This is a genomic window from Parahoeflea halophila, from assembly GCF_900220985.1.
GTDB classification, from domain to species: Bacteria; Pseudomonadota; Alphaproteobacteria; order Rhizobiales; family Rhizobiaceae; genus Hoeflea; species Hoeflea halophila.
In genome coordinates, this window is sequence record NZ_OCPC01000001.1 from 510283 (window position 1) to 532064 (window position 21782).

Consider the following 21782-nt stretch of genomic DNA (forward strand, 5'->3'; position numbering starts at 1 on the left):
ACGGATTGTGCCCGCACTCTACCTCAGCCTGAGAATTTAATCAATCGATTGATTAAATTCTCAGGCTTGCAAAGCCATGGCTCCGCAGCTCCCGGATCAGATCGAACCGGGCTCGCTCGCCGTTTCCGCCGCGAAGGCATTGCGCAGTTCGGTCTTGAGCACCTTGCCGTAATTGTTCTTTGGCAGCTCGGAGACGAACCGGTACACCTTGGGCCGCTTGAACCGGGCAATCAGATTGAGGCAATGCCGGTCGAGCTCCGACGCATCCGGCGCCGTTCCCGTCTCCGTCTCCGGCTCAGCAACCACATAGGCCAGAATGCTCTCGCCCCATTCGGGATCCGGCACACCGATGACGCTGACTTCGCGCACACCGGCATGGGTCAGCAGCGCCTCCTCCACCTCGCGCGGATAGATATTGGTGCCACCGGAGATGATCACGTCCTTGGACCGGTCCTTCAGCGTCAGGAACCCGTCTGAATCAAGCACACCCATGTCGCCGGTCCAGAGCCAGCCGTCGCGCAGTGCGGATGCCGTGGCCTCCGGATCGCGCCAGTAACCCTGCATCACCGGCGCGCCCCGCACCAGGATTTCGCCGGTTTCGCCCGTGGCCACGGAAACGCCGGTTTCATCGGCAATCCGCACTTCCACACTCGATTGCGCGGTGCCCACCGAGGCCAGCCGCTCGCGCCAGCGCGGGTGCGCACGATCGGCCACCGAAGCGCGGTCAAGCGCGGTAATCGTCATCGGGCTCTCGCCCTGGCCGTAGATCTGGCAGAACCGCGGTCCCAGCACGTCGACCGCCTCGACAATGTCGCTGAGATACATCGGCCCGCCGCCATAGACGATGGTGCGGATCCCTTCGCCGGTCTCGCCGCGCTCCCGGGCTGCAGCAACCAGCCGCTTGACCATGGTCGGCGCGGCAAACATCTGGATGTCGCCCAGACTGCGGGCCAGTGCGAAGATTTCCTCGGGATCGAACCCGCCCGAGACCGGCACCACGTGCCGCGCTCCCTTGAGCACGTGCTGAATGCAGTAAAGCCCGGCGCCGTGGCTCAGCGGCGCCGCATAGAGCGCCGCGTCAGTCGGGTACACCGCGTCCACATCGGCAAAGTAGGACGCCACCATCGCCTGCATGTTGCCATGGCTGATCATCACGCCCTTGGGCCGGCCGGTTGTGCCGGAGGTGTAAAACAGCCAGGCCATATCCATATTGGCCCGCTCCACCGGTGCGTCCAGCGGCACGCTCTGACGCAGGGTCTCGAACTCCGCGCTCTCAAGGTCGAGCAGTTTGAGCTCCCGGTCCGCCAGCGCCCCGGCCAACTCGCCACCCAGCGGCGCTGTGGCAAACACCAGCCCCGCCCCGGAGTTTTCGATGATAAAGGCAGCTTCTTTCGAATGCAGCTTGGCGTTGATCGGAACGATGGCCGCACCGGCAAACCAGGCGCCGAACATCGCCTCCAGATAAGCCGGCGTGTTCTTGGCAAAGATCGCCACCCGGTCGCCGGGCGCGATGCCATATCGCACGCGCAGACCCGCACCGATGGCGGCCGCACTGCGCGCAAACCCCTGATAGTCCGTGAGCTGTGTCTCGCCCGAGAACAGCGCCGGATAACCCGGATATCTCCGGCCGCTGCGCGCCAGCCATTCCGCGACATTCATGATTCTCTTCCCCAGGTTTCAAGGCCAAACCATCGCGCCGCAACGGAAAAATGGCAATGCGCCTTCGGGCAAGAGAACAGCAGGCAGGCGAAGTTTCTCAGGGACGGATCTTGCGCATCATCAGCCAGCTGTAGAGCCGCGGCGACAGCCGGTTGATGCGCCAGCCAAGGCTCGCCACCCGCCCCACCGGAACAAAGCGCTTGCCCCGACGCCAGCCTTTGAGAATGATCCCGGCAGCCTGTTCCGGCGTCATTTCGTCAAACCCGTCCGTTGCAGCCCCCGGCCTTCCGATGCCGTCCTCGCCCGCATCGAGCCGCCCCGGATTGGTGGCAACAAAAGAAGGGGCTGCAATCACCACGTTCACCCCGTGCCGCGCCTCTTCAGAGGCCAGCGACGAAAAGAAGCCGTTCATCGCATGCTTGCTCGCTGCATAGGCGGTGCGCTTGTAAAGCGGCGCGAATCCCGCCACCGACGAGATCGCCAGATGGGTCCCCTGCCCCTTGCGAACCGCGTGGAGCAGCCCTGCCGCCATTCGCACCGAGCCGAAATAGTTGATCTCCATCACCATCCGCTGGGAGGCTAGCGTGGTCTCGTCAAACAACCCGATCTGGGTCACGCCGGCATTGTGAATGACGAGATCGAGCGCCGGGTGCCGCGCCGAAATCCCGGCACAGACCGCAGCAACCGCTGCATCGTCGGTGAGATCACAGGAAATTTTCTCGACCCCCACACCCTCATTCGGCAACCCTGCCAAAGCGCCCGGCAGGTCGATCAGCACAACTATCCAGCCGTCTTTTAGCAATTGCCGCGTAAACGCCTGCCCCAGCCCACCGGCCCCGCCGGTAATCACAGCCACGCCGCTCATAAGCCTGCCGCCTTGCGCCACAGCTCAAATGTCTGCGCGCTGGTCAGTTCCGGTCGATAGCCGAATTCCTTTTTCAAGGCCGTGTTGTCGAGCACCGGACGGTATTGCAGAAACCGCACCTGCTCGGGCCCGTAGCGCGACAGGCCGAGCGGTCGGGCAAAGCCAAGCGCCGTCTTCAGCACCCAGGCCGGCAGTGCCATCACCGGCTTGCCGAGCGCATCCGCCAGCTCATGCACGGTCAATGTGCCATCGCCGCAGACATTGAAGATGCCGGCAGGCCCATCGCCTGCGGCCCGCAACAGGATGCGCGCCAGGTCGACCGTCCAGATGAAGACGAACGGACTGTCCGCACCTCGGACCGCGATCAGCTTTGGCCGGTGAAACAACTCGGTGATCTGGTTTTCTAGCCCCGCCCCGAGCACGGTTCCCACCCTGAGCACCACCTGTTCCAGCGCTGGATGCGATACGCGCGCAGCGGCCAGCAGCTCCTCGACCTGCCGCTTGTGGTCGGAATAGGCGAACTCGCGGTTTCCGCGCACCGGATCGGATTCGCTGAGCGGCACCGGATTGTCCGCATGGTAGCCATAGGCTGCACCCGACGAGGTGACGACAAGGCGTCTCACCCCGTGCGCAACGGCCGCGTCCAGCACGTTCTTCGTGCCCTTCACATCCACATCATGCGCAAATTCGCGGGTCATGTCGCGCGAGGGAGAGACAATCGAGGCCAGGTGAACAATCACCTGCGGCTTGAACTCACCGACAATCCGCGCCGCATCGTCTCCGCGCACATCCAGCGCTTCGAACCCGATCCCGTCGGGCAGTTTTGCGGGCTTGCGTAGATCCGTCGCCAGCGCCTCGATCCCGGCCCCCGCCAGTTCCTCGAGCAGCACCTGGCCCACAGCGCCGGCCGCGCCCGTCACCAGCACACGGCTCATCGCTGCGCCTCCCGCCGCGACCAGAGCGTGGCCAGCGCGAGGCCGGAGATTGCATGCCAGATGCCCCAGAACGCAGCAGCCACCGCCATGCCGCCAAGCCCGCCAAAGAAGGCAAAGATCAGCACCAGCCCGAGTCCCGAGTTCTGAATGCCGGTTTCAATTGTGATCGCCCGGCGGTCATAACTCGACAAACGCATGACGCTGGCCGACAGAAAACCGCCTGTCAGCGCCAGCCCATTGTGCAGGATCACCAGCCCGGCCACAGCAGCAGCATAAGACAGAAAGAAACTCCAGTTCGCAGCCAGTGCGAGCACGATGAAGGCGATGAAGATGGCCATCGAGATCCGCTGCATGGTCTTGCGGATCCGTGCGGCAAAGTCCGGCCGCCGGACATTGGTCAGGACCCCCACCGCCAAAGGCAGGATCAGCATGAAGAACACGGTGATGGCAATGGAAACCGGGTCGAGGGTTGTCTGCCTGAGGATCGCCCGCGTCGGCTCATAGAGATTGCCCCACAACGCGATATTGAACGGTGTCATGAAAATGGCTGCGACAGTCGCAATGCCGGTCATCGACACCGACAGAGCCGAATTGCCGCCGGCACGGTGGGTGATGAAATTCGAGATATTTCCGCCCGGGCAGGACGCCACCAGGATCAGACCCAATGCAATCGAGGGCCGCGGATTTGTCACCAGCAGCATCGCGAAGGTCAGTGCCGGCAGCACAAGGAATTGCGACGCCATGCCGGTCAGCAAGGCTTTGGGCGTGCGCATCAGGGCCTTGAAATCGGATGGCTTTAGATCCAGCGCGATCGAGAACATGACAATGGCCAGAATGGCATTGAGCAGCATCAGGCTTTCGGGGCTGAAATTTAATCGTATCGTGTCGATATCGGTCATTTGCCGCCGCCTTTCAGCGCCGCAATCCAACTGGTGACGGCGTTGCGATAGGTCGCCTTGTCGACGTAATAGGCCATGCGCGGCAGGTCGATATAGTTCATGCCCCCCGTTGCGCGGGTGAAACCGGCAGCCTTTTCCTCGCGCAAGGCCTTGGCCGCCATGATGCCTTTCTTGAGCCCGGCAATGTAGCGCGCCACCATTTCCGCCTGTTCGTGCCGGCCCTGCCAGCCAAGCCCGGAAGCCTCGACCATGCCGAGTACAAACAGGTCATCCCGTTCCGGGTGCAGGCAGTTTAGAAACAGATGCGGCGCATCGCCCTGCCAGTTCAACAGCGCCTTCTCGATGAACGGATAATGCAGCTTGTAGCCGGTCGCAGCCAGCGCAATGTCGTAATCGGCCTGGCTGCCATCCTTGAAATGAACCGTATGTCCATCAAAACGGTCGATGTCGGGCCGGACGGTGATGTCCCCGTGACCGGCATGAAACAGGATCAGCGAGTTCACCACCGGGTGCGATTCATAAAGCTGGTAGTCTGGCTTCGGGAAGCCATATTTTGCCGGATCGCCGGTGAACCATTTCAGGATCATGCCGTCGACCCGGCGCTTGAGCCACATCGGCAGCTTGATCGCCCCGCCCATCGTATCGGCAGGCCGACCGAAGACATATTTGGGCACGAAGTAATAGCCGCGCCGCATCGAGATATCGCAGCTCTTGCCGTGATGAATGGCGTCAACGGCAATGTCGCAGCCCGAATTGCCCGCCCCGATGATCAGCACCCGTTTGCCCTTGAAGACGTCTGGATTTCGGTATCCGCTGGAATGCATCAAGTCGCCTGCGAAACTGCCCTTGAACACCGGCATGTTCGGCTCTGACAGGGTGCCGTTTGCAATCAGCAGTCCGGCGAAATCCGCACTTTTCTGCTTGCCATCGGCCTCCCGCCATGTGACCCGCCAACCTTCGCCGGACTTGCCCAGCGGCAGAGCCGACAGGACTTCCGTCTTGAAGCGGAAATGCCGATAGAGTCCGAAATGCTCGGCAAATTTGCGAAAATAGCTCTTCAGTTCGCGGTGCGACGGATACTCGGCCACTTCCGGGTCCATCGGGAAATCGGCGAACTCGGTCATCTTCTTCGACGAGATCAGATGCGCAGTTTCGTACATCGTCGATTTCGGGCCATCGATGTCCCACAACCCGCCGACATCGGAGTTGAGCTCGAAGCCGGTAAAGGCGATACCCTGCTCGATCAGCGTCTTGGCCATCGCCAGCCCCATCGGCCCGGCGCCGACCAGCGCATACTGATCGGAAAAATCTCCTGTAGCGGACGGATCCGGGCCGGCCTTCGTCATCGGCATGTCCATCTGTCCCCCTCCCTGGTTTCAGCGGAATCCTGTTGTCGCGACAACATTGAACGATCGTTCAAATTAAGGCAAGATGATTCATGAGTTCGATTTCCTCAGGCTCCGCATCGCCGCGCCAGCCGCGTCGCCGCGCCGTCTCAAAACGCTCACTGGCCACCAGCCTGAGCATCCTGAATGCTGCGGAACGGCTGTTTGCCGAGCGTGGTTATGAGGGCGCTTCGATACGCGACATCGCAAAGGCAGCCGGGGCGCAGGTCGCCTCGGTCAACTTCCACCATGTCAGCAAGGAAACCCTGTTTGAGCGCGTCGTCGAACGGCGCGCTTCGGAACTGTCAAAACTGCGGCTTGATGCCCTCGCGGAGCTCAAGCAGAAGCAGCAGCCGCTCACGCTCGAGGCCCTATTGTCTGCATTCCTGCGGCCTTATCTGGAGAAGGCAGGCGCCGGCGACCCGCAATGGCTCGCCTATGCCAGGCTTGTGGCGATGGTCTCCGCCGAGGCCCGCTGGCATAAGATATCGGAGCGCTGCTTCGACCCGACAGCCGGTGTCTTCATCGCTGAGATCGCAAAGCTCTTTCCCCGCGTCAGCGGCTCCGCCATCGCGGTCAGCTTCATCTTCTCGGTCGCCTCCATGCTGTCGCTGTCAACCTCGTCGTGGCGCATTGAAGCCCTGGCAGGCGGCAACCAGCAGGCCATGGACCAACTTGCCAATCAACTGATCAGATTCTGCGAGGCGGGCATGCGCGCGACCCTTGAAGCTTGAGATCAGCCCTTGGGGCGGCCTTCCGTCTGATAGCGGTCAGTTCAACAGTATTTCCCCGTCCACCCGCCGCCACTCATTCGGCCCGATGAGCTTCTGGTGGGCATAGCGGACCGAGTGGAGCTTGCCATCGAGCTTGGCTTCCCAGAAGTCGAGAAACTTGCGCATGCCCGGGAAATCCGGGGCCAGGTCGTATTCCTGCCAGACATAGGTCTGCAGCAGGGATTCAAAATCCGGCATTCGGTAAAATATGTGCGCAGTCGTCAGGCCGTAGCCATCCATCTGCCGTTCGAACTCAGGTGAAACCATTGCTCAGTGGACCTCCTGTGCTTTGACATTCAAAGAACACCAAAAGATCGTCCACCTGGCAAGAGAAATCGAAAATCTCTATGCATTTTCAATCTGTTAGCAGCCACCTTGTGTGAGTGCTGATTTTTTTCGAACAGGCTCTTGAAAACGCATTTTTGAGAAACCAAATCGTCTCGCGCCAGACGCCGCAAGCTAAGGGTCTGGCTTCCGCCGGGAGGCCATCGGCTCCAGGCGGAATGGGAGCCAATACTATGTTTGTCCAGGAGGAAAACATGAAATTCCGACCTCTGCATGACCGTATCCTTGTCCGTCGCGTCGAAAGCGATGAGCGCACCAAGGGCGGCATCATCATTCCCGACACTGCCAAGGAAAAGCCGCAGGAAGGCGAAGTCATCGCCACCGGCCCCGGAGCCCGCAACGACCAGGGCGAGATCGTCGCACTCGACGTCAAGCCGGGCGATCGCGTGCTGTTCGGCAAATGGTCCGGTACCGAGATCCGGCTTGATGGCGAAGATCTTCTGATCATGAAGGAATCCGACGTCATGGGCATCCTCGACGCGGAAGCCGCAGTCAAGGCGGCAGCCTGATTAGGTGCCGATCCACTTGGGAAGATTGAAAGGAACAGAAAATGGCTGCAAAAGACGTCAAGTTTCATAGCGATGCCCGCGAAAAAATGCTCCGCGGCGTCGATATTCTCGCCGATGCGGTAAAGGTTACACTTGGTCCCAAGGGCCGCAACGTCGTCATCGACAAGTCCTTCGGCGCCCCGCGCATCACCAAGGATGGCGTGTCGGTTGCCAAGGAAATCGAACTCGAGGACAAGTTCGAAAACATGGGCGCGCAGATGTTGCGCGAGGTCGCTTCCAAGACCAACGACCTGGCTGGAGACGGCACCACGACAGCCACCGTGCTCGCCCAGGCCATCGTCCGCGAAGGCGCCAAGGCGGTTGCCTCAGGCCTCAACCCGATGGACCTCAAGCGCGGTGTCGATATGGCCGTCGACGCCATCGTAGCGGACCTCAAGAAGAATGCCCGCAAGATCTCCAACAATGACGAAATCGCCCAGGTCGGCACCATTTCCGCCAATGGCGATACGGAAATCGGCCGCTACCTGTCGGAAGCCATGCAGAAGGTCGGCAATGACGGCGTGATCACCGTCGAAGAAGCCAAGACCGCCGAAACCGAGCTCGAAGTCGTTGAAGGCATGCAGTTCGACCGCGGTTACCTCTCGCCCTATTTCGTCACCAACCAGGAAAAGATGCGGGTTGAGCTGGAAGAGCCTTATGTACTGATCCACGAAAAGAAACTCTCCAACCTGCAGGCCATGCTGCCGGTCCTTGAGGCCGTGGTCCAGTCCGGCAAGCCGCTCCTGATCGTGGCCGAAGACGTCGAGGGCGAAGCGCTGGCGACGCTGGTCGTCAACAAGCTGCGCGGTGGCCTCAAGATTGCCGCCGTCAAGGCACCGGGCTTCGGCGACCGCCGCAAGGCCATGCTCCAGGACATCGCCGTCCTCACCGGTGGTTCGGTGATTTCCGACGATCTCGGCATCAAGCTCGAAAACGTCACGCTGGACATGCTCGGCCGCGCCAAGAAGGTGTCGATCGAGAAGGAAAACACCACCATCATCGACGGTGCCGGCTCCCGTGCAGAAATCGATGCCCGCATTGCGCAGATCAAGGCACAGATCGAGGAAACCTCCTCCGATTATGACCGCGAGAAGTTGCAGGAGCGTCTTGCCAAGCTCGCCGGCGGCGTCGGCGTCATTCGCGTGGGCGGCTCCACCGAGGTCGAGGTGAAGGAGAAGAAGGATCGCGTCGACGACGCTCTGCACGCCACGCGCGCTGCTGTGGAAGAAGGCATCCTGCCCGGCGGTGGTGTCGCCCTGCTGCGGGCGGTTTCGGCTCTCGACGACCTCAAACCCGCCAATGATGACCAGCGCGTCGGCATCGAGATCATCCGTCGTGCCATTGAGGCGCCGGTACGCCAGATCGCCCAGAACGCCGGTGCGGAAGGTTCGATCATCGTCGGAAAGCTGCGCGAAAAGGACGATCGCGCCTGGGGCTGGAACGCCCAGACCGGCGAGTATGGCGACCTTTTCAAGATGGGCGTCATCGATCCCGCCAAGGTGGTGCGCACCGCCCTGCAGGACGCTGCATCCGTTGCTGGTCTCCTGGTCACCACCGAAGCCATGATCGCCGAGAAGCCGAAGAAGGAGGCATCTGCTCCGGCAATGCCCTCCGGCATGGACTTCTGATTAATCAACGGCTGAAACAATCGAAGCCGCCTCGTCTCCGGGGCGGCTTTTTTCATGTTCGGCCACGCTCCAAGCTTCCGGCGAAACAGGCGGTTCACGCCTTCTTGGTGGTCTCCGGGTCGCCTTCGACATCGTGACGCTTGCGGATCGACCGCACAACCATCCAGGTAAATCCGATCGCCACCGGCACGAACAGCGCCGACAAGGTGCCCGCCTTGACCGGCAATCCCAGCGCATCAAGCGGCTTGGCGAGATAGCCGAATAGTCCGACGATATAGTAGGAGATCGCCGCCACCGAAAGCCCTTCCACCGTCTGTTGCATGCGCAATTGTAACTTCACCCGGCGGTTCATCGAACCCAGCAGGGCGCTGTTTTGCCGTTCTAGCTCGACATCGATCCAGCTTCGCAGAAGTGTCGTGGCGCGAGACAGCTTGCGCGACAGGTTGGCCTGACGTTCCTCGATCGACTGGCAGGTTCTCATCGCCGGCGCCAGCCGCTTTTCCAGAAATGCGCCGATGGTCTCGTAGCCGGGCTGCTGCGTTTCGTCCAGCGTGGCGATGCGCTCGCGCACGATGGTGTAATATGCCCGGCTCGCGCCGAAACGGAACAGGCTCAGCGCTGCATTGGCCTCAAGTTCTGCGGCCAGAACCGTGATCTCCGCAAGCAGGCTGTCGGCGTTCTCGCGCGCGCCGTTCTTCATGGCTTGGGTGATCTTGGTCAGATTGTCCTCGATCCGCCGCATCTCCGGCGACAGCGAACGCGCCAGTGACAGCCCCATTGCGGCCAGCGTCCGGTAGGTCTCGATGTCGAGAAGCCGCTGCACCACCGCCCCCCGGCCGGCGTCGGTCATGCCCTTGTCGATCACCAGAATGCGCGTCAGCCCGTCGCCGTCCTGACGGAAATCGGTAACGATCGTTGCACGCCCGCCCTTGACTTCGCTCAGGCACAGGCTGGTCGGATCGAAGCTTTCCAGCGCGGCCCTGGTCTCGGCCGAATCTGCCCGCACCTCGAGCCTGATCCCTGAAATCATGGAGCCGGGCGGTGAAAACTGGTCTCCGAACGGGTGAGTCTCGACGGGACCACCAAACTGTACCGGCGCCGGTGCATCCCAGAAATAGGTCGAAAACTCCGCGTGCCGTTCCCAGCGCAACGTGCCCTGCCCCCAGGCCATGGCGAAATGTGCGGTGTCGCGTCCCGGCACCGCCACGCCGCGCCCCCGGGCCAGTTCGGCCAGTACCGCATGATCGACTGCCGCACCGCCATCCGTGAGAAAGGCCACCTGGAAGATAACCCGTGATTGCCCCACCAGCGCGAATGGCCGCGCGTGTATTTCGCCCAGGGCCTCGGATCGGCCCGGAGCCATTGGAAATGAAAATCTGCCCATAATGCCGCCCTTTCGCTCCCCCCGCGCACCGCGATCATAGCAGACCCGCCCGTACAGGGATCACCCCCAACAATGCACCGACGCTATTGGTAACGGTAAGGGCCTGCCGCGGTAAAGCGACACTTCAGCGCTGGCAAGCCCCGAGCCGCACCGGCTGATCTGCCTTGGCGCCAAGCTGCTGGCAGCCGCCGGTATGGCACAGCGTCCAGGCCGACACGGTCGCCCCCGACGACGCCAGCACCAGTTCGGGCACCGCTGGCAGATCCGGCGACCAGACCCACCAGCCATCTTCGAGCCGTGCCCCCTCGCCCGGATCCATCCCGGCACCTGAGCCCTTGACCCGCGCTTGTGTCAATTCGAGCCCATGCGGCGTCACTTGCCAGGTTTCCGCCCATACGGTCTTCTCCACCGAATGGGTCCAGGACAGCGTGAACAGCGTTGTGGAGATCGCCATCACCTTTCCGGCGGCCGCGACACACAACGCCATTCCCATCTAGGCCGTCTCCGCGCCCGCGCGCATCTGCCGCCAGGCCAGCAACACGAACACTGCCGAAAGCGCAAAGCCGATTTCGTCGGTCAGCGGCATCGCGGCGATCAGGGTGAAGGCTGCGACCATGCCGAGCGCCCTGAGCGGCCAACCGAGCCGGCTGCCGAGGAAGCCGATCACCGCAGCCCCCCAAAGCCCGATGGCGAGCGCAGTCTTGCCGACAATGTAGATCACAGCCGGCACATAGCCGAACTCGGCCGCCAGCGGTCCGCCATCCTGCAGCATCAGCGCCGGAGTGTAGACCGCCATGAACGGGATGACGAAGCCTGCTGCAGCAACCTTGATTGCCTCCCCCGAGATCTTCAGCCCGCTCTCCTTGGCAATCGGAGCGGCCGCGAAACAGGCCAGCGCCACCGGTGGCGTCAGATCCGCCAGAATGCCGAAATAGAACACGAACATGTGGCTGACGATCAGCGGTACGCCGAGTTCCAGCAGTGCAGGCCCCGCGATCGACGAGGTGATGATGTAGTTGGGAATGGTCGGGATCCCCATGCCGAGCACGATGCAGGTAATCATCGTCAGCAGCAGCGACAGGAACAGGCTGTTCTGGCCGACGGACACTATGAACTGGCCGAAAGTGTTCGCCGCCCCCGTCAGTGTCATGGTGCCGATGATGATGCCGACAACGGCGCAGGCAACACCCACCGGCAGCGCCGTCTTGGCGCCCTCCGCAAGCGAATCCCGGCAGATCGCAAGCGTCTCTCGCCCGCCCTTCGACAGTGCGTTCCAGGCGACCAGCGCCAGCACCGCAATCAGGATCACCATGATGCCGAACTGCAGGAAGGCTGCCGCCACGAGACCGAGGCCGACCCAGAAGATGATGCGGATCACCCCGGCCGGCAAGCCCAGCGCCACCGACCCGCCGAGAATGAGCAGCACCGTCAGTGCCAGGCCGACCGTACCGGCAAACAGCGGCGTGTAGCCCGAGAACAAGAGATAGATCAGCATCAGCAGCGGCAGCACCAGAAACCACTGGTCCTTCAGCGCCTTTAGCGGAGACGGAAGCTCGCTTTTCGGCAGACCGACGAGATTGTACTTGCCCGCTTCCAGATGCACCATCCAGAAGGCCGAGGCGAAATAGAGCACCGCCGGGATGATCGCCGCCTGCACCACTTCGTAATACTCGACACCAAGTGTCTCGGCCATGATGAAGGCAACCGCGCCCATCACCGGCGGCATCAGCTGCCCGCCCATCGACGAGGTTGATTCCACCCCGCCGGCAAAGGCTGATCGGTAGCCGAACCTCTTCATCAGCGGAATGGTGAACTGGCCGGTCGTCACCACATTGGCAACACCGGAGCCCGAGATCGTGCCCATCAGGCCCGACGAGATCACCGACACCTTGGCCGCGCCGCCGCGCTTGTGGCCGACAAGGCCCAGCGACACGTCGGTAAACAGCTGGATCATGCCCGCCTTTTCGAGAAACGAGCCGAACAGGATGAACAGGAAGATGAAGCTCGAAGACACGAAGATCGGGATGCCGTAGATGCCTTCGGTGCCGTAGGCCATGTGGTCGATCACCTGGGCAAAGTCATAGCCACGGTGGTCGAACGGCGCCGGCAGATATTCGCCGAACAGGCAATAGGCGAGAAACGCGCCTGAAATGATCGGTAGCGCCGGGCCCATGATCACCCAGGCCGCGGCAAACACCGTTGTCAGCGCAATCACGCCCAGAACGATGTCGCGGGTCAGCGGGTCGCCCGCGCGCAGCAAAAGCTCGGTGTATTCATACCACTGGTAAAGGGCGACAACCACGCCGAGCCCGGCCATGATCCAGGCAAGCGCCCTGACTGCCGGGCCGGATTTGCGTGCCAGCGCCACCAGCGGAAAGGTCAACAGCATCAGGAAGCCGACATGGATGGCGCGCACCACCTGGCTGGCAAAGTCGACAATGTGAGCGGCGGTGGCAATCTGGAACACCGAGAAGGTCAGCGCGATCCAGAACAGCAGCCGCCCTTCCGGGGTCGAGGGAAAACTTTCCGCCAACGGATCATGCAGACCCAGATCGGGTTGATCTTCGGGAACCTGGTGCGGTGTCTGATCATGAAGCATGCGATGTTCTCCCCCAAAACACGACGGCCGTGGCGGCTCACGCATTGCGAGCCGCCACGGTCAATTGGCGATGTAACCCGACGTCAGGCCCGGTCTTACATCAAGCCTTTTTCCTTGTAGTAGCGCTCGGCACCCGGGTGCAGCGGCACAGGCATGCCCTTGAGCGCGTTCTCCAGCTTGATCTGTGCAGCAGCATTGTGCGCGGCTTCCAGCTCAGGCAGGTTTTCAAACAGCTGCTTGGTCATCTCGTAGGCCAGGTCATCGCTGACGTCGGAATGGGTGACCAGGAAGTTGACCACGGCGACGGTCTGAACATCGCTGTCCTGACCGTTATAGGTGCCTGCCGGAATGGTCGCAGAGATGTAGGGCGCGCCAAGCGCATCGACCACATCGGACGGCACGGCGACCATCTGGATGTCGATCGAGGTCGACAGGTCCTTGATCGACGACACGCCGAGACCGGCCGACTGCAAGGTTGCATCCAGCTGACGGTTCTTGATCAGCTCGACCGACTCCGCAAACGGCAGATATTCAGTCTTGGAAAGATCGTCATATGACATGCCGGCAGCTTCGAAGATCTTGCGGGCGTTGAGCTCGGTACCGGACTTGGCAGCACCAACCGACAGGCTCTTGCCCTTGAGGTCGGCAAAGTTCGCAATGCCGGATTCCTTCGAAGCTACGATCTGGATGTAATTCGGATAGACCGCAGAAATGCCGCGCAGCTTGTCGAGCGGCGCCTTGAAACCGGCTTCCGCGTCACCTTCCCATGCTAGCTTGACGGAATCGCCAAGTGCCAGCGCCAACTCGCCCTTGCCCTGCTGCAGCAGGTTGAGGTTTTCCACCGACGCCTTGGTCGACTGCACCTGGGTACGCACGCCGTCGATCTTTTCGGCGTAGATCTTCGACAGGCCGACACCGAGCGGGTAATAGACGCCCGAAGTGCCGCCGGTCAGAATGTTGACGAATTCACTGGCCTTTGCAGGCGCCAGCGAAAGGCCCATGGCCGTCGCGGCCATCAGGGTGACAAGGCTTCTTCGTTTGATGCTGAACATGGGGATTTCCTCCACTGTGTTATCTGATTGGCGAGCACGCGGTTTCGCTGCACTCTCGCACGCGCAGTTGCTAGCAACGAACGTGCCAGTTCCCACTTCACGGGAAGCAGGGCATTCGCGGCGCTGCTGCCATCTGGATAGTGGCAATTTATTGCCCACATGCAAGCCCTCATGGGCACGAGACTGCACATCCGCGCCCATGCATCAGCGCGCCCATCCATTCGGATGCGCGGCGAAGTAGCACTTTGAAATGTACGTTATCGTTCGAATGGATCCATTTGAGCACGACGTGGATCTGGCCCTTTGCGGGAAGCATCGATGCGGGCGGCTGCCCTTCTCGCCCCGGCGAGATTCGCCGCCCTCAATCGGACTGGCTTTCCTCCTCGGCAGGTTCCGCCAGATGCGCCTGCAGCCGGTCAAGCGCGTCATCCCATTTCGCCCCGACCGCTTCGAGAAAGGCGCTGGCCTCCTGCAACCGGTCACGATCAAGCGCGTAATGCGTCTCGCGTCCCTGTTTGCTGCAGGTGACAAGCCGGGCCTCGTCGAGCAATTTGAGATGCTTGCTCACGGCCTGACGCGTCACATCCATTCCGTCGCACAGCGCCGTGACCGGCAACGGGCCGGCTCGTTGAAGCCTTTCGACAAGCGCCAGACGCCGGGCGTCGCCCAGCGCGGCGAAAACCTTCGCCGCGTCTGCGCTCGTGATCGAAGCCGCCGGACTACTCGACATGGGCTTTCAGATTGCCCATCTGCAGGGTCCAACCTCCCTCATTGTCCCTGAAAGCCTGCAACCGCCGCGCTTCCGGCAAGTTTTCAAAACCGCTTTCCCGCAGCGTCAGGCGGGTTCCACCGCCCTCGGCCTCAAGCGTGAATTCCACCAGCGTCGTCTTGCTTTCGAGATCGGGATCTTCCGGCACGACCATCTCGTCATAGGGCCAGGTGAAGCTGAAACGCTTCGGCTCCTCCATCGCCTCGACGCGAAGCCAGAATGGCAATCCCTCATGTCCCGGATAGGCGGTAACGCCCCTGGTGATCTCGCCGGGCCGGAACCCCTCATGCAGCTCCAGCCGGAACCAGGCCGCAAACTCCTTGGCGTCTGTCAGCGCCTTCCACACCCTGTGAACCGGCGCCTGCAACATCACGATGCGATCGATTCTGTCGGTCATATGCAACTCCTTGGTTGCGTGTACCATACACAATTCACACAATTACGCAACCATATAGTTGCCATTCGAATCTCGCAGCGCCGGCAAGACCTGCAAGACCAGGCGTTCAACTGCCTGCCCAGGCCGCGGAAGAGCTTCCCAGCCGGGTAGCGGGCGTTGCCCAGCTCATCGACGCCGCGCCGACGGTGACGGGCGCGCGCAGGCGCAGTGCCGGGCCCCAGTCGGTAGGCTCCATGCTGTCGCAGAAATCATCCGGTTCGGGCTCTCCGAAATCTACCTCACCGATACCTGTTTCATCGGCGCGGTGTGGCCACACTTTGAGAAACTCCGCGACGCGTACCAATGATGTCCGCCACACCGATCCTCTCCCCTCTTTCGCCCGCAGCGTCAGCCCGCGCAGCGTTGCCGCCGCGAGCAGGTAGCCGGTGCCGTGATCGAGCGCCTGCACCGGCAATGGCACCGGATGCCCGGCAGTCCGTGCGATCATCCCGGCCTCGGCAATGCCCGAACTCATCTGCACCAGGCTGTCAAAGCCGCGCCGGTTCCTCCAGGCACCGGTCCAGCCATAGGCATTGTGCGCCACGTCGATAAGCCCCGGGCGGATCTCGCGCCGGACATCTTCGCCAAGGCCAAGCGCCTCCAGTGCGTCTGCACGGTAGCCGTGCACCAGCACATCGGCGTCAGCCAGCAATTGCTTGAACCTCTCACAGCCCGCGTGGCTTTTCAGATCCAGCCGTGCACAACGCTTGCCTAGCGTGACGTCCGGAACAATAGCCCCCTCATCCCAGCCGGGTGGATCGACGCGCAATACCTCCGCACCGAAACCGGCGAGAAACCGTGTCGCCACCGGCCCAGCCAGCACCCGCGTCAGATCGAGAACTTTCACACCAGCCAATGGCCGCTTCGGCTCGAACCGGTGGCGCGGCACCGCACCCATCGAGGTCAACTTATGATGCATCAGCGGCTCGGCCATGACGGCCCTGCCCTGCGGATGCAGGCGCCAGGCATCGGAACGATGCATCGTCGCGGCACAGCCTCCTGCGGAAACAATGGCCGCTTCCAGCGCATCCGCGTTCCAGCCGGCAACCGCGGCGGCCACAACGTCACGCTCAGCCGCAACGCCGAGCACTGAAAGCGCAGCCGCACGATGGTGCGGCGCATTGGTGTGCAGCCTGATCCACCCGTCCGAGCTTCGGTAGTCTCCGGCGATGGCATCCCATACCGGAGGCAATGGCCAGCCTTGCGGAGCCACGGAGAAGCCGAACCACAACGACGCCAGCCGCCGGTCCACACGGATCGCCGGCGCCGCATCCCCATGCAATACGCTCCATTCGGCGAGCGCCAACCCGGCAGTGGCTATTGCAGACGCCGCAAAATCACTCACCGCAAAGACCGACGGCAGCGAGCCTTCACCAGCCATCTCCAGCCCACCGGGCATCTCAGGCGCCCCGTCCAGCGCCCGCCAAAGCTCCGCCGTCATGCGCTGCGCCGCCAGTTTCTCTCCGCTGTTGTCATTCATGATGCGAGACTCCCTTGCCGTTAGAGCTTCACAACAGCCGAGCATCCGGATATCGTCAATATTGATTATATTAATCAACCATGAGGATTGGCATGGCGGACTACATCGACGCCAAACAGGCGGCACAACGCCTCGGCATCTCGCGGCAGACGCTTTACGCCTATGTCAGCCGCGGCCTGATAAAGGCCGTGCCCGGCAATGATCCGCGGGAGAGCCGCTATCTGGCCGCGGCTGTCGATCAGCTTGCCCAGAGCCGCCGGCGCGGCCGCAAACCGAAGGAGGTTGCCAGGGCCACGCTCGACTGGGGCATGCCGGTGCTTGAATCCGGATTGACGCTGATCGACCAGGGCCAGTGCTGGTACCGGGGGCAGAATACGGTGACGCTCGCCCGAACCAGCACCCTGGAAGAAGTCGCCGGATTGCTGTGGCAAACCCCGGCGGCAGACGCCTTTCCGCGCCGGGCGCCTGAATACCTCAAGGCCTATGCCGGCCTTCTGCACCAGGCGGAACTGGCACCCTCAAGCGAGACCCTGCTCCCCCTGCTTGCGGTCGCTGCCCGCGACGAGGCCACCGCCGCCTGGCAGGGCGATCCCACCCTGCTGGCACGCGGCTGCGGCGATCTGGTCCGCATTCTTGCCGCCGCGGCCCTGCGTCAGGCGCCCGCTTCCGCTCCGGTCCACCAGCAACTGGCGGAGGCCTGGGGCGTAGATGACACAAACGCGGATCTGATCCGCCAGGCCCTGGTGCTTTGCGCCGACCACGAACTCAATGCGTCGAGCTTCACGGCCCGTTGTGTGGCTTCGACCGGCGCGTCGTTGAAAGCGGCTGTCATTGCGGCCCTTGCAGCTCTCGGCGGCGTCAAGCACGGCGCCATGACCACCCGCGTCGAACGTCTCTGGAGCAGCCTTGATCTCAACGATCCGGCGCCAGCGCTTAGGCAGAGACTGGAGGCCGGAGAGGATATTCCCGGCTTCGGCCATCCGCTCTATCCGGAGGGAGACATTCGCGCAAAGACATTGCTCGGCGCCATCCTGCCGGATTCTCCCGAGACAGCCCGCTTTGCCGCGGCGGTCAAACAGCTGACCGGGGCCGAGCCTTCGATCGACTTCGCCCTGGTCGCCCTCAGACGCCATCTCGACCTGCCTGAAGGCGCAGCCTTTCTGATCTTTGCCATCGGCCGGTCCACCGGCTGGATAGCCCACGCACTCGAACAGCGCGGCACGGACCAGCTCATCCGCCCGCGGGCACTCTATACAGGGCCAATGCCCGGTCAGGACCAAAGGGTGTAAGGTTGAATGCAATCGGAACAGGCAGTTTCGGCCCAATGCTGCCGTTGGATCAAACTGCAACGAAGGGCAGGTACGCGCCCCAGTGGAAGCTGGCATGTTGCGAAATGGAAGGTTTTTGCAACGGTTTTTCGCACCGCGTTGTTTCAGCTAGTTAATTGTCGCATAAAAGGCAGGCGAAATTCCGCTCTGAACCCTTACCTGCTGGATGCCCCACTTTCCTCGAATGTCCGGTGTCCAGAAAGGTCAAACGTTTGAGACCTTGCAAGTAGTTCGCTACTGGGATCACATTTGGGCAGCCTTTTTTACGGAGAAAGCAGATGTCCTATGGTGATTTCGGTGAACCAGAAATTCCTGACGACCTTTTTGAATGCGCGTTGTTCCTAAGGAATAACATTATTGGCCTGACGACCCAGGGTGGTTCGGAGTCTGAGTACAAGTTGGCCAGAAGAAGGCTAATGGAGAACCCGGCAAGCAAACGGCTTTTGCCGAACTTTGTGCGTTTCTCAAATGATGCCGCTTCGGTGCAGTCAGCGTTATCAAGCGTTGCGAGCGGCTCAGGTTCCTGGGCCATACGCCGAGGCCACGTTACCGAGTCTTTCATGCCACTATTGACCTTCCTAGAATCAGGCGGCGGTGCGGCAGATGTCACAATCACAGATGGTCTTGATGGCTATGATGCTCCTGCTATCCAAGCCTTTTGGGCGAAGGCTCTGGACAGGCGAGCAACGGACCCGGACGGTGCTGTTACAGCCGCAAGTACGCTACTTGAAGAGGTCTGCAAACACATCATCGAAGACAGCGGCGCAAAGTGGGAGGCAAAGTGGAATGTTCCGAAACTTCACAGTGAAGCCGCAAAGGTATTGAAGCTCGCACCATCGCAGCACCAGGAAGAAGTGTTCAAAACGATTTTGGGAAACTGCCAGAGCGTCGTTCAGAGTATCGGCTCTCTGCGCAACAAGGGTGGTGATGCCCATGCTGGGGGGCGCTCGCGAGTTCCATTTAAGCCGCGTCATGCCGCTTTGACGGTTAACCTGGCTGGGTCCATGGCCCTATTTCTCATCGAAACCTGGCAAGCGAGAATTGAGGAGTAAGGGATCAGTAAACATTAGCTGCAGCACAATCCTGAAGCAGCCATTTGCGCAAACGCAGCGAAAGGAACCACGATGCTAACAATCCAACAGCGTTGGTGCAAAATTAGGGAGCATATTCGCTTCAAGTACCTTCCAAAGATCGTTGAAGGAATGGTTCACTTGTCGACCCAAAAAGCCCGTTTTAGGCTGCGGAAGGACGGAAGAATAAGAATTCTCGTAGACAGCACTGTGCTTGGGCATGGCGTAACCCACGAAAGCAGTTGGGTTTCTACCGGTCCGAAGAAGTGGGGCGGGACCGAAATTGCGACAGGTTATTTGGCTCGGATGCCCGTCCATTCATTCGACGATGACAGTGCCGAGTATCAAAATGTCTGCTTTCTTCCTGGGATTGCGCATTTAGCGCGGACTGGGCTAGTTGGCCTTTGTACATCCGCTGAGTTAAGAGCCGAAGTTGATCGACAGCCATTGGGACGTTTCCGCGGATACGGGTTATTCAGCTACGGCATATTCAACGACATCCAGCTAGAATCGGTGGACGGCTTCGTTATAGAGCGAAACGCATTGAATGGCATGCCGCCCGTAAACTATGCTCAGCAGCAAAGAGATCGAATTAACAGCTCGCAAGACCCACTCTTTCATTCCCTCGTGTCATTACTGGGGGAGAGTAACAGTCAAGATGCTTGGCACTTAACCACAGCGGAAAGGCATGGGCTTTTCTGCTTCCTGACGATGGATTTCAAGTTGCTGCGCACCGTCGCGAGCCGCCGCAATCAAGAACCGCTTAGTTCACTCAAAACAAAAATTTTGACGCCTCAGGAACTTGGAATGTATTTGGAAATTCGGCCGATACAGCCGCATCTATTGAGTTATAATAAAGCGAGTTTTTTTGTTCGTTCCGATCTTGTCAGACCTCGGAAAAATCGTCGGGTGAATTGAGGCGGTCCGGCGCTGTTTCGAGTAGTGTCTTGTAAATTTGGAGTTTCGTTTCCACGCTAAGGATGATCGCTAATTCAATTGCTGCTGGCATCCACTACATCCACATAGCCTCAGCTGCACCCATTGCAACAAACGTCTGCCTTCCGCCCGTTCTTGATCGAGACGATTTTCAAGATGCATGGAGATTCGACTTGGTGACGCCCCATCAGCCCTCGCCAAACATTCTTGCTACGAGCTGCCCATCCCACCGGCGCACACCGCAGGCAATCTGACGATCATCAGGTCGGCGACGATATCGGCAGAGCGCGCTCACAAGCGGTTTAAGCTCCCAGCCATACCCCGGCACATGATCCGGCTCACGCCATCACGCGTTTCTTGATGCGGCTCAGCCCGACCGGTGTGACGCCGAGATAGCGGGCGATCTCGTTCTGGGTCACGAGTTTCAGCAGATCCGGCGTGTTTTCCATGAGCCTCCTGTAGCGCTCCTCCGCCGAAAGACACAGAAGTTCGTACTCGCGGATCTCCTTCTTCATTGCGAAGTTCAGCAGGAAGTCGACGGCAGCAGCGGAGATTTCGGGATCGGTTCGCACCGCCTCGTAGAGGGTGGCGAACGGCAGCTTCGTCAATTCACACGGCCTGAGGCAGAGAAGGCTGAAGCTGCAGGGCTTGCCCGCATGGCTCGCCATCAGGCTGCCGATGTGATCCCCCGGCAGGATGAAGGACTTGATGTTCTCCTTGCCATCCGCGGACAGGTAATAGGCCTTCAGCAGACCGGTCTTGACGAAGTAAAGCGATGTGTCCTGCTCGCCTTGCCGGAACACATACTGCCCCTCCGTCCTCGAAAGCGGGATGCCGTTCTGTGCAACAAATTCACCGAGTTTCATGACTTTTGACCTGGGTTAATTCCAGAACCGATGCGCCCGCCTAGCTTGCCCGAAAACCGGACATCAACCAACCACGATGGACCATATCCATGAACATTACCGGCAAGCACATCGTCATAACCGGAGCCGCATCCGGCCTCGGCCTTGAACTGCTCAAGCAGCTTCAGCCCGAAAACCGGATTTCTGCCATCGCCCGCGCCTCCACTGGCCTGGAAACCCTGCGGCGTACCTTTCCGGGGGTGCAGATCCATGAGGCAGACCTTGCCGATCTGGCAAGCGTCGAGGCAGCCGCTGACCAACTCGCCCGCGGCGGAAGAAAGATCGATGTCCTGATCAACAACGCGGCCGAGCAATACACGCCGCACTTCCTCGACGAGGATTTCCGCTATGAAACCATCAGGCGGGAAATCGACATCAACTTCACCTCCGTGTGCTCTCTCATCTACCTGTTGCTGCCCAGCCTGCTGCAATCCGGCCCGTCCCTGATCGTCAACATCAATTCCGGCCTCGGCCTGGTGCCGAAGACGAGTTCGGCCGTCTACTGCGCCACCAAAGGCGCGCTCAACATTTTCTCGCAAGCACTGGCGCACCAGCTCGAAGACACCAACATTCGGGTCAAACAGGTGTTCCTGCCACTGGTCGACACGGCCATGACCCGGGGAAGAGGCAAGGCGAAATTGCCGCCCGAGAAGGCCGCAGCCGCAATCATCCGCGGGATGCAATCCTCACGCCCTAACATCGACATCGGCAAAACCAGGCTGCTGCGCTTGATCCAACGCCTTTCTCCCCGTCTGGCTCAAACCATCATGAAGGAGGCATGAGCGC

21 protein-coding genes are annotated in these 21782 nt (G+C 60.9%); 7 read left to right on the plus strand and 14 right to left on the minus strand.

Annotation, left to right across the window (positions count from 1 at the left end; all coding sequences use genetic code 11):
- Positions 1-96 precede the first annotated feature (96 nt).
- From CRO46_RS02480 to CRO46_RS02500, 5 genes are all read right to left on the minus strand, one after another.
- Positions 97-1659, minus strand: coding sequence for a class I adenylate-forming enzyme family protein (locus tag CRO46_RS02480; RefSeq protein ID WP_097104703.1), 1563 nt, complete (start codon positions 1657-1659; stop codon positions 97-99).
- Between the two features lie 97 nt (positions 1660-1756).
- Positions 1757-2524 carry an SDR family NAD(P)-dependent oxidoreductase gene (locus CRO46_RS02485; protein ID WP_097104705.1) on the minus strand — a complete coding sequence of 256 codons (768 nt, stop codon included), beginning with the start codon at positions 2522-2524 and terminating at the stop codon, positions 1757-1759.
- Positions 2521-3459, minus strand: coding sequence for an SDR family oxidoreductase (locus tag CRO46_RS02490; RefSeq protein ID WP_097104707.1), 939 nt, complete (start codon positions 3457-3459; stop codon positions 2521-2523). Before CRO46_RS02490 ends, CRO46_RS02485 begins: the two co-directional genes overlap by 4 nt.
- Entirely contained in the window at positions 3456-4358 is a 903-nt protein-coding gene (locus CRO46_RS02495; RefSeq protein ID WP_097104709.1) for a bile acid:sodium symporter family protein, read from the minus strand. The genes CRO46_RS02490 and CRO46_RS02495 overlap by 4 nt, the downstream gene beginning before the upstream one ends.
- On the minus strand, positions 4355-5710 hold the full coding sequence (locus CRO46_RS02500; RefSeq protein ID WP_097106430.1) for a flavin-containing monooxygenase: 1356 nt from the start codon (positions 5708-5710) through the stop codon (positions 4355-4357). Before CRO46_RS02500 ends, CRO46_RS02495 begins: the two co-directional genes overlap by 4 nt.
- Positions 5711-5796: 86 nt before the next feature.
- Here CRO46_RS02500 and CRO46_RS02505 point away from each other — a divergent pair, with 86 nt between their 5' ends.
- A complete protein-coding gene (locus tag CRO46_RS02505) occupies positions 5797-6477 on the plus strand; it encodes a TetR/AcrR family transcriptional regulator (RefSeq protein WP_097104711.1) in 681 nt (226 codons plus the stop codon).
- A gap of 36 nt (positions 6478-6513) precedes the next feature.
- On the opposite strand, the gene CRO46_RS02510 is transcribed toward CRO46_RS02505, so the two are convergent.
- A complete protein-coding gene (locus tag CRO46_RS02510) occupies positions 6514-6783 on the minus strand; it encodes an usg protein (protein WP_097104713.1) in 270 nt (89 codons plus the stop codon).
- 272 nt (positions 6784-7055) lie between these two features.
- Between CRO46_RS02510 and CRO46_RS02515 the strand changes: the two genes are divergently transcribed.
- Both CRO46_RS02515 and groL read left to right on the plus strand, forming a co-directional pair.
- Entirely contained in the window at positions 7056-7370 is a 315-nt protein-coding gene (locus tag CRO46_RS02515; RefSeq protein ID WP_097106432.1) for a co-chaperone GroES, read from the plus strand.
- 41 nt (positions 7371-7411) lie between these two features.
- On the plus strand, positions 7412-9037 hold the full coding sequence (gene groL / locus CRO46_RS02520; RefSeq protein WP_097104715.1) for a chaperonin GroEL: 1626 nt from the start codon (positions 7412-7414) through the stop codon (positions 9035-9037).
- 94 nt (positions 9038-9131) lie between these two features.
- Here groL and CRO46_RS02525 read toward each other — a convergent pair whose 3' ends face one another.
- The 7 genes from CRO46_RS02525 to CRO46_RS02555 all read right to left on the minus strand — a co-directional run bounded on the left by CRO46_RS02525 (position 9132) and on the right by CRO46_RS02555 (position 16757).
- Positions 9132-10421 carry a DUF3422 family protein gene (locus tag CRO46_RS02525; RefSeq protein WP_097104717.1) on the minus strand — a complete coding sequence of 430 codons (1290 nt, stop codon included), beginning with the start codon at positions 10419-10421 and terminating at the stop codon, positions 9132-9134.
- 124 nt (positions 10422-10545) lie between these two features.
- The gene (locus CRO46_RS02530; RefSeq protein ID WP_097106434.1) at positions 10546-10908 is read right to left on the minus strand and encodes a DUF1850 domain-containing protein; all 363 of its coding nucleotides are present in this window, start codon (positions 10906-10908) and stop codon (positions 10546-10548) included.
- Positions 10909-10914: 6 nt separating this feature from the next.
- The gene (locus CRO46_RS02535; RefSeq protein ID WP_097104719.1) at positions 10915-13020 is read right to left on the minus strand and encodes a TRAP transporter permease; all 2106 of its coding nucleotides are present in this window, start codon (positions 13018-13020) and stop codon (positions 10915-10917) included.
- A 95-nt stretch (positions 13021-13115) separates the two neighbouring features.
- Positions 13116-14072, minus strand: coding sequence for a TAXI family TRAP transporter solute-binding subunit (locus CRO46_RS02540; protein WP_097104720.1), 957 nt, complete (start codon positions 14070-14072; stop codon positions 13116-13118).
- A gap of 361 nt (positions 14073-14433) precedes the next feature.
- A complete protein-coding gene (locus tag CRO46_RS02545; protein ID WP_097104722.1) occupies positions 14434-14802 on the minus strand; it encodes an ArsR/SmtB family transcription factor in 369 nt (122 codons plus the stop codon).
- A complete protein-coding gene (locus CRO46_RS02550; protein ID WP_097104724.1) occupies positions 14792-15238 on the minus strand; it encodes an SRPBCC family protein in 447 nt (148 codons plus the stop codon). Before CRO46_RS02550 ends, CRO46_RS02545 begins: the two co-directional genes overlap by 11 nt.
- 106 nt (positions 15239-15344) lie before the next feature.
- Positions 15345-16757 (minus strand): CoA transferase, encoded by a 1413-nt coding sequence (locus CRO46_RS02555; RefSeq protein WP_097104726.1) that lies wholly within the window; start codon positions 16755-16757, stop codon positions 15345-15347.
- 92 nt (positions 16758-16849) lie between these two features.
- Between CRO46_RS02555 and CRO46_RS02560 the strand changes: the two genes are divergently transcribed.
- The 3 genes from CRO46_RS02560 (at position 16850) to CRO46_RS02570 (ending at position 20073) form a co-directional block, all read left to right on the plus strand.
- Complete coding sequence (locus tag CRO46_RS02560) at positions 16850-18046, plus strand: citrate synthase family protein (protein ID WP_097104728.1); 1197 nt, start codon at positions 16850-16852, stop codon at positions 18044-18046.
- A gap of 317 nt (positions 18047-18363) precedes the next feature.
- Positions 18364-19137: an abortive infection family protein gene (locus tag CRO46_RS02565; protein WP_097104730.1), complete on the plus strand. Its 774-nt coding sequence runs from the start codon at positions 18364-18366 to the stop codon at positions 19135-19137.
- Between the two features lie 72 nt (positions 19138-19209).
- Positions 19210-20073, plus strand: a complete 864-nt coding sequence (locus CRO46_RS02570) for a hypothetical protein (protein ID WP_097104732.1) — start codon at positions 19210-19212, stop codon at positions 20071-20073.
- Between the two features lie 356 nt (positions 20074-20429).
- Here the strand turns inward: CRO46_RS02570 and CRO46_RS02575 are convergent, their stop codons facing one another.
- Positions 20430-20957 carry a Crp/Fnr family transcriptional regulator gene (locus tag CRO46_RS02575; RefSeq protein ID WP_097104734.1) on the minus strand — a complete coding sequence of 176 codons (528 nt, stop codon included), beginning with the start codon at positions 20955-20957 and terminating at the stop codon, positions 20430-20432.
- An 89-nt stretch (positions 20958-21046) separates the two neighbouring features.
- Between CRO46_RS02575 and CRO46_RS02580 the strand changes: the two genes are divergently transcribed.
- Entirely contained in the window at positions 21047-21778 is a 732-nt protein-coding gene (locus CRO46_RS02580) for an SDR family NAD(P)-dependent oxidoreductase (RefSeq protein ID WP_097104736.1), read from the plus strand.
- Positions 21779-21782: the final 4 nt, after the last annotated feature.